We start from the raw sequence: 12,814 nt of genomic DNA on the forward strand, positions 1-12,814 counted from the left end.
GGTGGCGGGAACCGCCCCCCCGCCGGCCCGGGCCCGCGCGGCCGGGGGCCCGCGCGGTACGGACCCCCCGGCCCCCGGGCCCCCCCCGCAGCGGCCCCCGGCGGCCCGGGCCCGCCCCGAACAGCGGCCACGGCCCGCCCGGCCCGAGACACCGGCACGGACCCAGCGGCCGAGGGTGCCGGACCCCGGGGTCCCCGCACTCCCCCATGCGCCCTCGCCCGGAGCCGGCCGGAACACGGACGTGTGCTCGCTCGGCAGGCAGTACGGCGGCTGGCGTCCCGGCAGCCCGGAATCCCACATCTGCGAGCAGGCGTACGGCCCCTGAGCGCGACAGCGCACGGGCCCCGCATGCCTAGGGCCGCTGCCGCGGCGGTCTCGGCCATCCGCCGGGACGGTCGGGCCCGTCCGCACCACGGCCCGCGCCGTCCAAGCGGCGCTCCAGCCGGCCGATCGCCGCGCGCACACCCTCGCCGTAACGGTCGGGGGCCAGTGACTCGGCCGCGCCCCGGGCGCGCCGCAGGTGCAGGCGGGCGGCCTCGCGGTGGCCGAGCCGGTCGTAGTCGTCCGCGAGGTTCAGATGGAGCGAGGGGTACAGGGCGCGCGCGGCGAGCGTGCCCTCGTGGGGATCGGCGGGCGGGCCCTGGGTGATCTCCTCGGCGGCCGCCAACGCGCGCAGGTCCCAGGCCAGTTCGTCGCCCGGGTCGTCCTGGGTGTCGGCCAGGTAGTGGGCCAGCGTGCACCGGTGCAGGGGGTCGCCGTGCTCGCCGATCTCCGCCCACAGGCCGAGGAAGCGGTCCCGGGCCTCCTCGCGGTCGCCCGCGTGATGCAGCATGACGACCTGGCCGATGCGCGTCAGCACGGCATCCGGCGCCGCCTGCTCCGGTCCCTTGGCCACCGCGTCCTCCGTGCCCTCGTCGGCTGTCACGACCGACGCTAACCGCAGGCGGCCACGATCCGGCTCAGGCCGCACCGGGAGGCGCGGCCGGCCGACGGCGGACCCGGCCCGCGCCTCCGGGTCACTTCAGGTTCGGAATGGTCCAGTCGATCGGCTCGTGGCCCTGGGCCGCGACCGCCTCGTTGATCTGCGTGAACGGACGCGAACCGAAGAACTTCTTCGCCGACAGCGGGGAGGGGTGCGCGCCCTTGACCACCCGGTGCCGAGTCTCGTCGATCAGCGGCAGCTTCTTCTGCGCGTAGTTGCCCCACAGCACGAAGACCGCCGGGTCCGGCCGGTCGGCCACCGCGCGGATCACCGCGTCGGTGAAACGCTCCCAGCCGCGGGCCTTGTGCGAGTTCGCCTCACCCGCCCGGACCGTGAGCACCGCGTTGAGCAGGAGGACGCCCTGCTCCGCCCAGGGCATCAGATATCCGTTGTCCGGGACGGGGGTGCCCAGCTCCGCGTGCATCTCCTTGTAGATGTTCCGCAGGGACGGCGGGACCTTCACCCCGGGCCGGACAGAGAAGCACAGCCCGTGGCCCTGGCCCTCGCCGTGATACGGGTCCTGCCCGAGGACCAGCACCTTGACCCGGTCGTACGGCGTGGCGTCCAGCGCGGCGAAGACCTCCTCGCGCGGCGGGTAGACGGGGCCGTTCGCCCGCTCCTCCTCGACGAACTCCGTCAGCTCCTTGAAGTAGGGCTGCTGAAGCTCGTCGCCCAGCACCTCGCGCCAGGACTCGGGCAGCATGGCGGTGTCGGTCACGTCAACTTCCTTACGCTGTGCGGTCGCTTTCCACTCCTCACGAACCTACCGGCGACCACTGACAACCGGCCCGCCTACCAACTGGTCTTCCGGGAGAGCCGCCACATCATCATGATCGTCGACGGGTCCATGGCCTGCTCCGCGCCCGAGATGTCGGCATTCGCGGCCACGTACTGCTTGCCCTGCCACAACGGCAGCAACCGCGCGTCGTCCAGCATGATCTGCTGCGCCCGCTCGAACTCCCGCTCCACGTTGGCCCGGTCGCTCTCCCGGCGGGAGCGCGGCAGCAGATCACCGGTGATCTCCGGTGCGGCGTAGGGCGTACCGAGCGCGTTCTGCTCACCGACGAACGGGGCGATGAAGTTCTCCGCGTCGGGGAAGTCCGGCGACCAGCCGCGGCCGAACACCGGATACTCGCCCTTCTGGTAGCCCGTGACGTACGTCTTCCAGGGGCGGCTCTTCAGGGTGACCTGGAACAGGCCCGAGGCGTCGAGCTGCCGCTTGATCTCCTTGAACTCGTTCGCCGTCTCGGAGCCGTACCGGTCGGTGGTGTACCAGAGGGTGAGCGGGACGCGCTCGGTGATGCCCGCGCCGGTGAGGATCTCGCGGGCCTTGGGGACGCTCGGGTCGCCGTAGTCGTCGAAGAAGCCCGTGGTGTGTCCGGTCAGTCCCTTGGGGACCATCGAGTACAGCGGGTCGACCGTGTCCTGGTGGATCGTGTGCGCGATCGCCGCCCGGTCGATCACCTGGGCGACGGCCCGGCGGACCTCCTTGCGGCCCGCCCACGGGTCCTCGGGGTTGAAGACCAGGTAGCTGATCTCCGTGCCGCTGCCCTCGACCAGCTGGAGTTCCTCGTCCCGGCCGTCCTTGCCCTGGAGCGTGACGACGTCGTCGGCCGCGAGTCCGCGGTAGGTCACCTGGATGTCGCCGTCGCGCAGCGCCTTCACCATGCCGGCGGAGTCCTTGAAGTAGCGGATCGTCACCGCCTTGTTCTGCCGGTCGGCGAAGCCCTCGTAGCGGTCGTTGCGTACGAGTTCGGCGCGCTCGCCGTCCTCGTACGACTCCAGCGCGTACGGTCCCGAGCCCACGACCTGGCCGTCCTCGCGCAACTCGTTCGCGGGGTAGCTGCCGGGCTCGACGATCGACATGGCGGGCGTGGCGAGCACGAACGGGAAGGTGGCGTCGGGCTTGTTGAGGTGGAAGACCACCTCGCGCTCGCTCGGCGCCTGGACGCGTTCCAGGCTGCCCAGCAGGCCGGCCGGACCGCCGTTGACGTTGATGTCCTTGATCCGGTCGATCGAGTGCTTGACGGCGCGCGCGTCGAGGCGGTCCCCGTTGGAGAAGGTCAGGCCCTCGCGCAGCTCGCAGCGGTACACCTGGTTGGTGGAGTCGGTGAAGGCGCACTCCTCGGCGGCGTCGGGCTGGGGCGCGGTCGCACCGTTGGGGTAGCTGAGCAGCGTCTGGTAGATGTTCCGGAACAGCTCCCAGGAGCCGTCCCATGAGGCCGCCGGGTCCAGAGTGCTGGGCGCGCTCGTCGTCCCCACGACGATCGGCCCTTCGTCCTCCGAGCTGTCGGATGACAGAATGCCGCAGCCGGTGACCAGCGACGATATGGACACGATGGCCGCTACCCGACGCAGGCCTCGGTTCCGGTTGAACACGCGCACGCTCCTCGATCCGCCGTGCCAAGGGTCGGCAGACCATACCGCAGCGCCGTGCCACCTGAACCCCCTTCTGAACAGGGGTTTTGATCATTTGGCGATGACTACGTTGTCATCCGTCCGGCGGTCTCGATACGCGGACACGGGCGCCGTTTCCGTCAACGGCGCCCGTGTCCCGGGCCGGCCCTCGGCGCTGCCGACAGGCGATATCAGGCCACGCCGGCGTTGAGGAAGATGCCTCCGTCGACGACGAGGGTCTGACCGGTGACCCAGTCGGACTGCGCCGAGGTGAGGAAGGCGGCGGCACCGCCGATGTCGGAGGGCACGCCGAGCCGGCCCAGCGGGTATCCGGCGGCCGCCTCCTCTTCCCGGCCCTCGTACAGGGCGGCGGCGAACTTGGTCTTCACGACGGCCGGGGCGATCGCGTTGACCCGCACCTTCGGCGCGAACTCGTGCGCCAGCTGCGCGGTGAGGTTGATCAGCGCGGCCTTGCTGACGCCGTACGCGGCGATGAAGGGCGAGGGCGAGAGGCCCGCGACGGACGCGATGTTGACGATCGCGCCGCCGTTCTCCTTCTGCCAGGCGTGCCAGGTGCGCTGGGCGAAGCCGAGCGCCGAGATCACGTTGGTCTCGAAGACCTTCCGCGCGACGTTCAGGTCGAGGTCGGCGATCGGCCCGAACACCGGGTTGGTGCCGGCGTTGTTGACCAGGAAGTCGACGCGGCCGAAGGCCTCCATCGTGCGCTCGACCGCGACGGCCTGGTGGGCCTCGTCGTGCGCCTTGCCGGCGACACCGATGACCCGGTCGGCTCCGAGCTTCTCGACGGCCTCCTTGAGGGCCTCCTCGTTGCGGCCGGTGATGCAGACCCGGTCGCCGCGCGCGACGAGCGCCTCGGCGACGCCGTAGCCGATACCGCGGCTGGCGCCGGTGACGAGCGCGACGTTGCCGGAGAGTACGGGGCGTTCAGTCATGTCCGTGTTCCCTAGTGTCCGTGTTCCCTGGTCTCCGGGTCCCTAGTCGAGCGGTCCGCCGGCCACGTACAGCACCTGGCCGGAGACGAAGCCGGCCGCCTCGCCGGTGAAGAAGGCGATGGCGTTGGCGATGTCGTCGGGCTCACCGACGCGGGCGACCGGGATCTGGGTGGCGGCGGCGGCCTTGAAGTCGTCGAAGCCCATGCCGACGCGGTCGGCGGTGGCCTTGGTCATCTCGGTGGCGATGAAGCCCGGAGCGACGGAGTTGGCGGTGACGCCGAACTTGCCCAGTTCCTTGGCGAGGGTCTTGGTGAAGCCCTGGAGACCGGCCTTGGCGGCGGAGTAGTTGACCTGGCCGCGGTTGCCGAGCGCTGAGGAGGAGGACAGGTTGACGATGCGGCCGAAGCCGGCGTCCACCATGTGCTTCTGGCACGCCTTGGACATCAGGAAGGCGCCGCGCAGGTGCACGTTCATGACGGTGTCCCAGTCGGACGCGCTCATCTTGAAGAGCAGGTTGTCGCGGAGTACGCCCGCGTTGTTGACGAGGATCGTCGGCGCGCCCAGCTCCCCGGCGATCCGCGCGACGGCGGCCTCGACCTGCGCCTCGTCGGAGACGTCGCAACCGACCGCGATCGCCTTGCCGCCGGCCGCGGTGATCTGCTCCACGGTGTCCTTGCAGGCGGCCTCGTCGAGGTCGATGACGGCGACGGCGCGGCCCTCGGCGGCCAGTCGTACGGCGGTCGCGGCACCGATGCCGCGCGCGGCTCCGGTGACGACGGCGACCCGCTGCTCAGTGGTGGACATTCCTGCTCTCCTCGTCCTGGGGATGCGGCCCGTGCGGAGCGTGCGCCCTCGGGTGAGCGACCGCTTAGTACCTTCCGCAGACGTGACGCTAGAAGCCCTGGCACCCGGTGTCAACGGGACACCGGGCCGGTGTGATCCATTACCCGGGCTCCCCGGTGCGTCACCATCCCCGGCCTACCCGATCGGACCAGCGCTGCGCGCCCCCCGGCCCCCGGGCCCCTAGCGTCGAAGCGCGAGCCACTCGTGGCCGGAAAGGAGACGTCCATGCGCCGTCTAACCGGTGCCGCAGGCATAGCCGTCGCGATAGCCGCGATCGTGCCGATGGCCGACACCGCACACACCCAGGAACTGGACTCCCGGAGTCTCACCCAGCAGCAGGCGGGCCGGACCGCCTTCGAGAGCGATCCGAACGCCCCGGACGCGTTCACCGAGGACCTGTTCGCCCCGGACCCACTCGACCAGGGAGAACCCGACGGCAGCGACTTCGGCGCGGGCTCGTTCGACCCCGGCGGCAACGACCAGGGCGGAAACGACCAGGGCGGGTTCGGCGAGGGCGGAGACCAAGGCGGGTTCGACGACGGTCGGCACGACGAGGGCGGTTTCGACCAGGGCGGGAACAACGGCGGCCGGGACGACGACCGGGACGACCAGGGCCGGCAGGTGGAGCAGAACCAGCGGGTGGAGCAGAACCAGCGCGTCGAGGTGCAGATCGCCTCGCTCCCGACCACCTCCTCGACCTCGGCGCCACTCCCGGTCCCGCCCGCACCGACCACCGCCACGAGTCCGTCGGCCTCCCCCGCCGTCACTCCGACGCGCGGCACCCAGGGCGGCCTGGGCGGCTCCTTCAGCGGCGGGCCGAGCCGCTCGGACATCGCCATCGGGCTGGGCTGCGTGGCCAGCGCCACGCTCGCCGCCGGCTACGCGCTCAGGCGCCGCCGGCGCGCCTGACCCCCGCAGCGACTCCGGGCCGGAGCGAACCCGCCCGGCGTCACCGCACCAGCACGTCGAGCAGCCGCTGCGCCTCGGCCGCCGGATCGGCGGTCAGGCCGGTGTGCACGGGGCCCGGCTGGACGATGGTCGAGCGGGGCGCGATCAGCCAGCGGAAACGGCGGCCCGGATCGTCCTGGGCCGCCTGGCCCGCCGCGTCCCCGCCGGTGCACACCCCTTCCACGGCGCGCAGCGCCGCACGTACGCCCGGCAGGTCCACCCCCGGGTCGAGGGCCAGCAGCCTGGCCTCGTCGAGGTGGGTGCGGGCACCGACGTAGGACTTGGCCCGGCAGTACACGAGGACACCGGCGTTGACGCACTCCCCGCGCTCGACGCGGGGTACGACGCGCACCAGCGCGTACTCGAAGACGTGGCGGTCGCTCACCGCTCCCCCCTGACGCGTTCGTGGATCGTGGCGGCCCGGGCGAGCAGCGGCCGGGCATAGGCCCGCCGCAGCTCGTCGGGGGTCGCGAAGCCGGGCTCGTCCCGCAGCCACACGTCCGGGATCTCGGCGGTGACCTCCGCGAGGAGTTCCTCGGTGACCAGCGGCGCGAGCGCGGCGGCGGCCGAGCGGACGTCCGGCGAGAAGCGTGCGAGGGCGTGGTCGGACGCGTCGTAGGGGCGGGCCGCGGAGGTCTCGGCGCCGGGCCAGTTGTGCTGCCAGATCATGGTCGCGCCGTGGTCGATGAGCCAGGTCTCGCCCCGCAGGCGCAGCAGGTTGGGGTTGCGCCAGGACCGGTCGACGTTGTTCACCAGCGCGTCGAACCAGACGATCCGGCCGGCGTCCTCGGGGCTCACCTCGAAGGCGAGCGGGTCGAAGCCGAGCGCGCCGGAGAGGAAGACCATGCCGAGGTTGGTGCCGCCGCTCGACTTGAGCAGCTCCTGCACCTGCTGGTCGGGCTCGCCGAGCCCCAGGACGGGATCGAGCTCGACCGTCACGATGCGCGGGACGCGGAAACCCAGCCGCCGGGCCAGCTCACCGCAGACCACCTCCGCGACCAGCGTCTTGCGGCCCTGCCCCGCGCCGGTGAACTTCAGGACGTACGTCCCGAGATCGTCGGCCTCGACGAGGCCCGGCAGCGAACCGCCCTCGCGCAGGGGCGTGATGTAGCGGGTCGCGGTGACCTCTTTCAGCATGTTCCCGGGCCGTCCGTCGGTGAATCTGCGTCGCGCATGCAGTGAGCATAGTGATCGGGGCCGGTCGTCACGCCCCGCCCTCCGCGTACCGGTCGCGGTGGCGGCGCGGGCTCGACCCCAGATGCTCGCGCATGGCCTGCGACGCCCGTTCGGGACTGCGCCGCAGCACCGCCCGCAGGATGCGGCCGTGCTCCATGACGGTGGCCGGACTGACGCCCGGGACGGGGCCGAGCCCAAAGCGGTGCGGGTGGGTGGGGAGCCGCATCGGCCGATCCCCCTCACCCCCTGCTGGCCCCTATATGATCTGGCGCGATCACCGTCGCAGACAGCGAGACGACCGATTCGTCCACGCGCACGCACCTGGCCCTCACCTTCCGCCTCGATCCGCACGCGATCGGCATCGCCTCCGGGCGCTGCGCAGCCAGGCGACCACTCGACCCGGCACGACCCTTGACGTGACCGCCACCGCTGCCCCAGCATCGCGGGCAACAAAATCCTATTTGATTCCAGTAGGGCATCATCATGAGCCGTCGCAGCACAGCCGAGTGCCATCGGCCGACCAATCCCGCGGCCCGCGTCACGGACGTCGAGGTCGTCGACGTCCGGTTCCCCACCTCGCGTGAGCTGGACGGCTCGGACGCGATGAACCCCGACCCCGACTACTCGGCCGCCTACGTCGTCCTGCGGACCGACGCGGACGACGGCCCGCGGGGGCGTCTCGAGGGGCACGCGTTCACCTTCACCATCGGACGCGGCAACGAGGTGCAGGCGGCGGCCGTCACCGCGCTGCGCCCCCACGTCGTCGGCCGGTCCGTGGAGGAGGTGTGCGCCGATCCGGGAACGGTGAGCCGGGCCCTCAACGGTGACAGCCAACTGCGCTGGCTCGGCCCGGAGAAGGGCGTGATGCACATGGCCGTCGGTGCCGTGGTCAACGCGGTCTGGGACCTCGCGGCCAGACGGGCCGGCAAGCCGGTGTGGCGGCTCCTCGCCGACGCGGAGCCCGAGTGGCTCGCCGACCAGGTGGACTACCGCTACATCGAGGACGCCCTCACCCGCGAGGAGGCCGTGGCCCTGCTCCGCGAGGGGAGGAAGGGCGCCGCCGAACGCGAGGCGCTGCTGCTGGCGCGCGGATACCCGGCGTACACCACCTCCCCCGGCTGGCTGGGCTACTCCGACGACAAGCTGGTGCGGCTCGCCAAGCAGGCCGTCGTCGACGGTTTCCCGCAGATCAAGCTCAAGGTCGGTGCCGACCTGGCCGACGACGTCCGCAGGCTGCGCGCGGCCCGTGCGGCGGTCGGCCCGGACATCCGCATCGCCGTCGACGCCAACCAGCGCTGGAACGTCGCAGAGGCCGTCGAGTGGACCGGGGCGCTGGCCGACAGCGACCCGTACTGGATCGAGGAGCCCACCAGCCCCGACGACATCCTCGGTCACGCGGCCGTGCGCCGAGGCGTCGCGCCCGTCAAGGTCGCCACCGGCGAGCATGTGCAGAACCGCATCGTCTTCAAGCAGTTGCTGCAGGCCGAGGCCATCGACGTCCTCCAGATCGACGCGGCACGGGTGGGCGGCGTCAACGAGAACCTGGCCATCCTGCTGCTCGCCGCCAAGTACCGCGTCCCGGTCTGCCCGCACGCCGGCGGAGTCGGGCTGTGCGAACTGGTACGCCACCTCTCGATGTTCGACTTCGTCGCCCTGTCCGGCACCACCGAGGACCGGGTCATCGAGTACGTCGACCACCTCCACGAGCACTTCGACGACCCCGTGGTCATCACCGACGGCCACTACACGGCGCCCACCGCACCCGGCTTCTCGTCCCGGATGCGCCCCGAGTCCATCGCGACCTACCGCTATCCCGACGGCGTCTTCTGGGCCGCCGACCTCGCCGCACAGGAGAAGGGAAACGCCTCATGAGCGAAGTGTCCGGACTCAAGGCCCTGGTGACCGGCGGCGCCTCCGGCATCGGCCGGGCCACCGCCGTCCTGCTGGCCGCGCGCGGTGCCGACGTCGCCGTCCTCGACCTCGACCCGTCGGCGGTGGACAAGCCCCTGCGCGGCTACGCCGCCGACGTGTCCGACGACGCCTCGGTACGGTCCGCCGTCGCCGCCGCGGCGGACGAGCTCGGCGGCCTCGACATCCTGGTCAACAACGCCGGGATCGGCGCGACGGGCACGGTCGAGGACAACGACGACGCCCAGTGGCACCGGGTCCTGGACGTGAACGTCCTCGGTGTCGTCCGCACCACCCGGGCAGCCCTTCCCCTCCTGCGTGCCTCCGCGCACGCCGCCGTCGTCAACACCTGCTCGATCGCGGCCACGGCAGGCCTGCCGCAGCGGGCCCTGTACAGCGCCAGCAAGGGCGCGGTCCAGGCCCTCACCCTCGCCATGGCGGCGGACCACGTCCGCGAGGGCATCCGCGTGAACTGCGTGAACCCCGGCACGGCGGACACCCCCTGGGTGAGCCGTCTCCTGGACCGGGCGCCCGACCCGGAGGCCGAGCGGGCGGCGCTCAACGCCCGCCAGCCCATGGGCCGGCTGGTCACCGCCGAAGAGGTCGCCGCGGCCATCGCCTACCTGGCGAGCCCGGCCGCCGCGAGCGTCACCGGCACGGCCCTGGCCGTGGACGGCGGCATGCAGGGCCTCCGCCTGCGCCCGGAGGGACGGTGAGGGCGGCACTCCTGGGAGCCGGCGGCGTGCCGGTCACCGGCCTCGGCCTGGGTGCCGCCGCCATCGGCGGACTCTACGAGGCCGTCGGCGAGGACGAGGCGGCGGCCACCGTGGAGGCCGCCTGGGACTCGGGCATCCGCTACTTCGACACCGCCCCGCACTACGGTCTGGGCCTCTCGGAGCGCAGGCTGGGCGCGGCCCTGCGGACGAGGCCCCGGAAGGATTTCGTCCTGTCCACCAAGGTGGGGCGGGTACTCGAACCGCACGACGGCGGCGGCGACGACCGGGCCAACGGTTTCGCGGTACCGGCGACCCACCGGCGCCGGTGGGACTTCAGCGCCGACGGCGTACGCCGCTCACTGGAGGACAGCCTCACCCGCCTCGGGCTGGACCGCGTGGACCTGGTCCTGCTCCACGATCCCGACGAGCACGGTGAACAGGCCTTCCGGGAGGCGTACCCGGCGCTGGAGGAGCTGCGGTCTCAGGGGGTCGTCCGGGCGATCGGCGCGGGGATGAACCAGAGCCGGATGCTGACCCGGTTCCTGACGGACACCGACGTCGACGCCGTGCTCTGCGCCGGGCGTTACACCCTGCTGGAACAGGGCGCTCTGGAGACGCTGCTGCCGGCCGCGTCCGCCGCCGGCAAGAGCGTGATCGTCGGCGGTGTGTTCAACTCCGGGCTGCTGGCCGACCCCGCGCCCGGCGCCACGTACGACTACGCGGCGGCGCCCTCGGAACTCCTGGACCGGGCGGTGCGGATGCGCGAGGTGACCGAGGCGCACGGGCTGCCGCTGCGGGCCGCCGCGCTCCGCTTCCCCTTCGGGCATCCGGCGGTCGCGTCGGTCCTCGTCGGTGCGCGCTCGGCGGCCCAGGTCGTGGACGCCGTCGCGCTGGTCCGGGGGCCCGCCCCGGGGGCCGTGTGGGACGATCTGCGGGCTCAGGGCCTGCTGCCCGGCGGAGTGCCGGTGCCTGAGCCGGTGCTGGACGGGAGCCAGGGGTGACCGTCATCGACGCCCACCACCATCTGTGGGATCTCGCCGTGCGCGACCAGGAGTGGCTCGACGACCCCGGTCTCGCCCCGTTGCGGCGCTCCTTCGTCCCCGCCGACCTGGCGGCCGCGGCCGGCGCCGCGGGGGTCACGGCCACGGTGCTGGTGGAGACGGTCAACGTCGCCGAGGAGACACCCGAGTTGCTGTCCCTCGCCGCGCGCAGCGAGCTGATCGGGGCGGTCGTGGGGTGGGCCGACCTGACGGCCCCGGACGTCGCCGACGCGCTCGACGTGCTGCGGTCACTGCCCGGTGGTGACTTCCTGCGCGGGATCCGCCACCAGGTCCAGGGCGAACCCGACCCCGACTGGCTGACCCGCCCCGAGGTCGTGCGCGGCCTGCGTGCCGTCGCCGGGGCCGGACTCGTCTACGACCTGGTGGTGCTGCCGCACCAGCTGCCCGCCGCGGCGCGGGCGGCGGCCGCGGTGCCCGGTCTCACCTTCGTCCTGGACCATCTCGGCAAGCCGCCGATCGCGTCCGGGGCGCTGGAACCCTGGGCCGGGCGGGTACGGGAGCTGGCCTCACTGCCCAACACGGTGTGCAAACTCTCGGGCATGGTGACCGAGGCCGACTGGTCGTCATGGACGGTCGACGACCTCAGGCCGTACGCCGACACGGTGATCGACGCCTTCGGCCCCCGGCGGCTGATGTTCGGCTCCGACTGGCCGGTGAGCACGCTCGCCGGGGGGTACGGCGCGGTCGTGGACGCGGCCCGGACGCTCACGGCCGGACTGGGCCCGGCCGAGCGGACCGAGGTGTGGTCCGGCACCGCCCGGCGCGTCTACCGCGTGCCCGGCGCACACCCGGGGTGACGGGTTGGGGCGCACCGGCGCGTCTGCCCCTCCGCTCAATCCTCGTCGAGCCGGCTCAGCTGGCGTGCGAGGCTGCGGTCGAGGTGCTCGGCCATCGCCTCCGCGGCGTGCTCGGCCCTGCGGCGCAGGATCGCCCGCACGATGCGTTCGTGTTCACCCAGGGTCGGATCGTCCGCTTCCTGGACGTTCTGGACGTTGCTGAGGCGGAAGATGTGCAGGTGCGTGTGGAGCCGTTCCACCGCGTCCGCGAGCAGCGGTCGGTGGGCGGCTTCCGCGACGGTGTCGTGGAAGCGCTGGTCCAGCGCGGCGAAGTCCCGGTAGGAGGCGTACGGCCCGGTCGGCCCTGGGTGGGCCTGCATGCCCTCCAGCGTGGCCTCCAGGGCGTCGAGCTGGCTCTCCTCGGCGTTGTGCGCCGCCAGGGCCGCGGCGCGCGGCTCCAGGAGCAGCCGCATCTCGAACAGCTCCTCCACCCCCTGGCGGGTGAGCAACGCGGTCGCCCGGTACCCGGACAGCGAGCGCTTGACCACGAGACCGTCGGACTCCAGCCGGGCGAGCGCCTCGCGCACGGGGGTCGGTGAGACGTCCAGCTCACGGGCCAGCGCCTCGATGCCGACGCGGGCGCCCGGAGCGATCTCGTGGTCCATGACCTTGGCCTTGATGCCCTCGTAGACACTGTCGGACAGAACCTGACGGACCGGCGGGACGGACGGGTCGTGCGCCGGCATCCGGGTCTCCTACTGGTCGGTGCGGTGGGGGCTGGGGCCGTCAGCAGTTTAACGACGTGAGGGCGCCGGCCTCCCTCCGTCCCCAGCCGTCGATCACATAGGAAACGGCCGCAGAGTCCGACGCGGGGACAGACAAGAGGCCAGGCGAGCACAGCGGCAACGGAAAGCCGCCCTCGCTTTTTCCTATAGGAATCATGCCGGATGTGTTGACAGTACCCGATGCGTCCGGCTGCACTGCTGCCTGTCGCGGAGTCCCGCATCCTCCCCCTCGCAAGGAGCCGCATCCCCATGTCCGATCGCTCCCGCAC

14 protein-coding genes are annotated in these 12,814 nt (G+C 72.4%); 5 read left to right on the plus strand and 9 right to left on the minus strand.

From position 1 onward, the window contains the following. Positions 1 to 352: 352 nt before the first annotated feature. From DMH12_RS32505 to fabG, 5 genes are all read right to left on the minus strand, one after another. Positions 353 to 895: a hypothetical protein gene (locus DMH12_RS32505; protein WP_125494986.1), complete on the minus strand. Its 543-nt coding sequence runs from the start codon at positions 893 to 895 to the stop codon at positions 353 to 355. A 121-nt stretch (positions 896 to 1,016) separates the two neighbouring features. Next, positions 1,017 to 1,700, minus strand: coding sequence for a uracil-DNA glycosylase (gene ung, locus DMH12_RS32510; protein WP_125494973.1), 684 nt, complete (start codon positions 1,698 to 1,700; stop codon positions 1,017 to 1,019). Between the two features lie 74 nt (positions 1,701 to 1,774). After that, the gene (locus DMH12_RS32515; protein WP_185832684.1) at positions 1,775 to 3,361 is read right to left on the minus strand and encodes an ABC transporter substrate-binding protein; all 1,587 of its coding nucleotides are present in this window, start codon (positions 3,359 to 3,361) and stop codon (positions 1,775 to 1,777) included. A 209-nt stretch (positions 3,362 to 3,570) separates the two neighbouring features. Next, positions 3,571 to 4,332 carry an SDR family oxidoreductase gene (locus DMH12_RS32520; RefSeq protein WP_125494975.1) on the minus strand — a complete coding sequence of 254 codons (762 nt, stop codon included), beginning with the start codon at positions 4,330 to 4,332 and terminating at the stop codon, positions 3,571 to 3,573. Between the two features lie 42 nt (positions 4,333 to 4,374). Next, the gene (gene fabG / locus DMH12_RS32525; protein WP_125494976.1) at positions 4,375 to 5,136 is read right to left on the minus strand and encodes a 3-oxoacyl-ACP reductase FabG; all 762 of its coding nucleotides are present in this window, start codon (positions 5,134 to 5,136) and stop codon (positions 4,375 to 4,377) included. A gap of 264 nt (positions 5,137 to 5,400) precedes the next feature. On the opposite strand from fabG, the gene DMH12_RS32530 reads away from it, so the two are divergent. Beyond that, on the plus strand, positions 5,401 to 6,084 hold the full coding sequence (locus DMH12_RS32530) for a hypothetical protein (protein ID WP_125494977.1): 684 nt from the start codon (positions 5,401 to 5,403) through the stop codon (positions 6,082 to 6,084). A 40-nt stretch (positions 6,085 to 6,124) separates the two neighbouring features. On the opposite strand, the gene DMH12_RS32535 is transcribed toward DMH12_RS32530, so the two are convergent. The 3 genes from DMH12_RS32535 to DMH12_RS32545 form a co-directional block, all read right to left on the minus strand. Beyond that, a complete protein-coding gene (locus DMH12_RS32535; protein WP_125494978.1) occupies positions 6,125 to 6,508 on the minus strand; it encodes a DUF3037 domain-containing protein in 384 nt (127 codons plus the stop codon). After that, on the minus strand, positions 6,505 to 7,260 hold the full coding sequence (locus DMH12_RS32540; protein WP_125494979.1) for a HipA family kinase: 756 nt from the start codon (positions 7,258 to 7,260) through the stop codon (positions 6,505 to 6,507). Before DMH12_RS32540 ends, DMH12_RS32535 begins: the two co-directional genes overlap by 4 nt. A 67-nt stretch (positions 7,261 to 7,327) precedes the next feature. After that, the gene (locus DMH12_RS32545) at positions 7,328 to 7,525 is read right to left on the minus strand and encodes an FCD domain-containing protein (protein ID WP_125494980.1); all 198 of its coding nucleotides are present in this window, start codon (positions 7,523 to 7,525) and stop codon (positions 7,328 to 7,330) included. Positions 7,526 to 7,782: 257 nt separating this feature from the next. Between DMH12_RS32545 and DMH12_RS32550 the strand changes: the two genes are divergently transcribed. Genes DMH12_RS32550 through DMH12_RS32565 form a run of 4 tightly spaced genes read left to right on the plus strand, consistent with a single transcriptional unit; the run spans position 7,783 to position 11,781 of the window. Beyond that, complete coding sequence (locus DMH12_RS32550; protein WP_125494981.1) at positions 7,783 to 9,171, plus strand: enolase C-terminal domain-like protein; 1,389 nt, start codon at positions 7,783 to 7,785, stop codon at positions 9,169 to 9,171. Then, positions 9,168 to 9,923, plus strand: coding sequence for an SDR family NAD(P)-dependent oxidoreductase (locus DMH12_RS32555; RefSeq protein ID WP_125494982.1), 756 nt, complete (start codon positions 9,168 to 9,170; stop codon positions 9,921 to 9,923). The genes DMH12_RS32550 and DMH12_RS32555 overlap by 4 nt, the downstream gene beginning before the upstream one ends. Further along, entirely contained in the window at positions 9,920 to 10,924 is a 1,005-nt protein-coding gene (locus DMH12_RS32560) for an aldo/keto reductase (protein WP_125494983.1), read from the plus strand. The genes DMH12_RS32555 and DMH12_RS32560 overlap by 4 nt, the downstream gene beginning before the upstream one ends. Next, positions 10,921 to 11,781, plus strand: a complete 861-nt coding sequence (locus DMH12_RS32565) for an amidohydrolase (RefSeq protein WP_125494984.1) — start codon at positions 10,921 to 10,923, stop codon at positions 11,779 to 11,781. The genes DMH12_RS32560 and DMH12_RS32565 overlap by 4 nt, the downstream gene beginning before the upstream one ends. A gap of 35 nt (positions 11,782 to 11,816) precedes the next feature. On the opposite strand, the gene DMH12_RS32570 is transcribed toward DMH12_RS32565, so the two are convergent. After that, a complete protein-coding gene (locus tag DMH12_RS32570) occupies positions 11,817 to 12,506 on the minus strand; it encodes a GntR family transcriptional regulator (protein WP_125494985.1) in 690 nt (229 codons plus the stop codon). Positions 12,507 to 12,814 lie beyond the last annotated feature (308 nt).

Origin of the sequence: Streptomyces sp. WAC 04229 (assembly GCF_003947455.1) — a bacterium.
Taxonomy (GTDB): Bacteria; Actinomycetota; Actinomycetes; order Streptomycetales; family Streptomycetaceae; genus Streptomyces.

Excerpts from the sequence above, each read along its gene's own strand:
- DMH12_RS32545 (WP_125494980.1), bottom strand. The coding sequence starts at position 7,525 with ATGCGGCTCCCCACCCACCCGCACCGCTTTGGGCTCGGCCCCGTCCCG.
- DMH12_RS32550 (WP_125494981.1), top strand. The coding sequence starts at position 7,783 with ATGAGCCGTCGCAGCACAGCCGAGTGCCATCGGCCGACCAATCCCGCG.
- DMH12_RS32555 (WP_125494982.1), top strand. The coding sequence starts at position 9,168 with ATGAGCGAAGTGTCCGGACTCAAGGCCCTGGTGACCGGCGGCGCCTCC.
- DMH12_RS32570 (WP_125494985.1), bottom strand. The coding sequence starts at position 12,506 with ATGCCGGCGCACGACCCGTCCGTCCCGCCGGTCCGTCAGGTTCTGTCC.
- DMH12_RS32530 (WP_125494977.1), top strand. The coding sequence starts at position 5,401 with ATGCGCCGTCTAACCGGTGCCGCAGGCATAGCCGTCGCGATAGCCGCG.
- DMH12_RS32520 (WP_125494975.1), bottom strand. The coding sequence starts at position 4,332 with ATGACTGAACGCCCCGTACTCTCCGGCAACGTCGCGCTCGTCACCGGC.
- fabG (WP_125494976.1), bottom strand. The coding sequence starts at position 5,136 with ATGTCCACCACTGAGCAGCGGGTCGCCGTCGTCACCGGAGCCGCGCGC.
- DMH12_RS32540 (WP_125494979.1), bottom strand. The coding sequence starts at position 7,260 with ATGCTGAAAGAGGTCACCGCGACCCGCTACATCACGCCCCTGCGCGAG.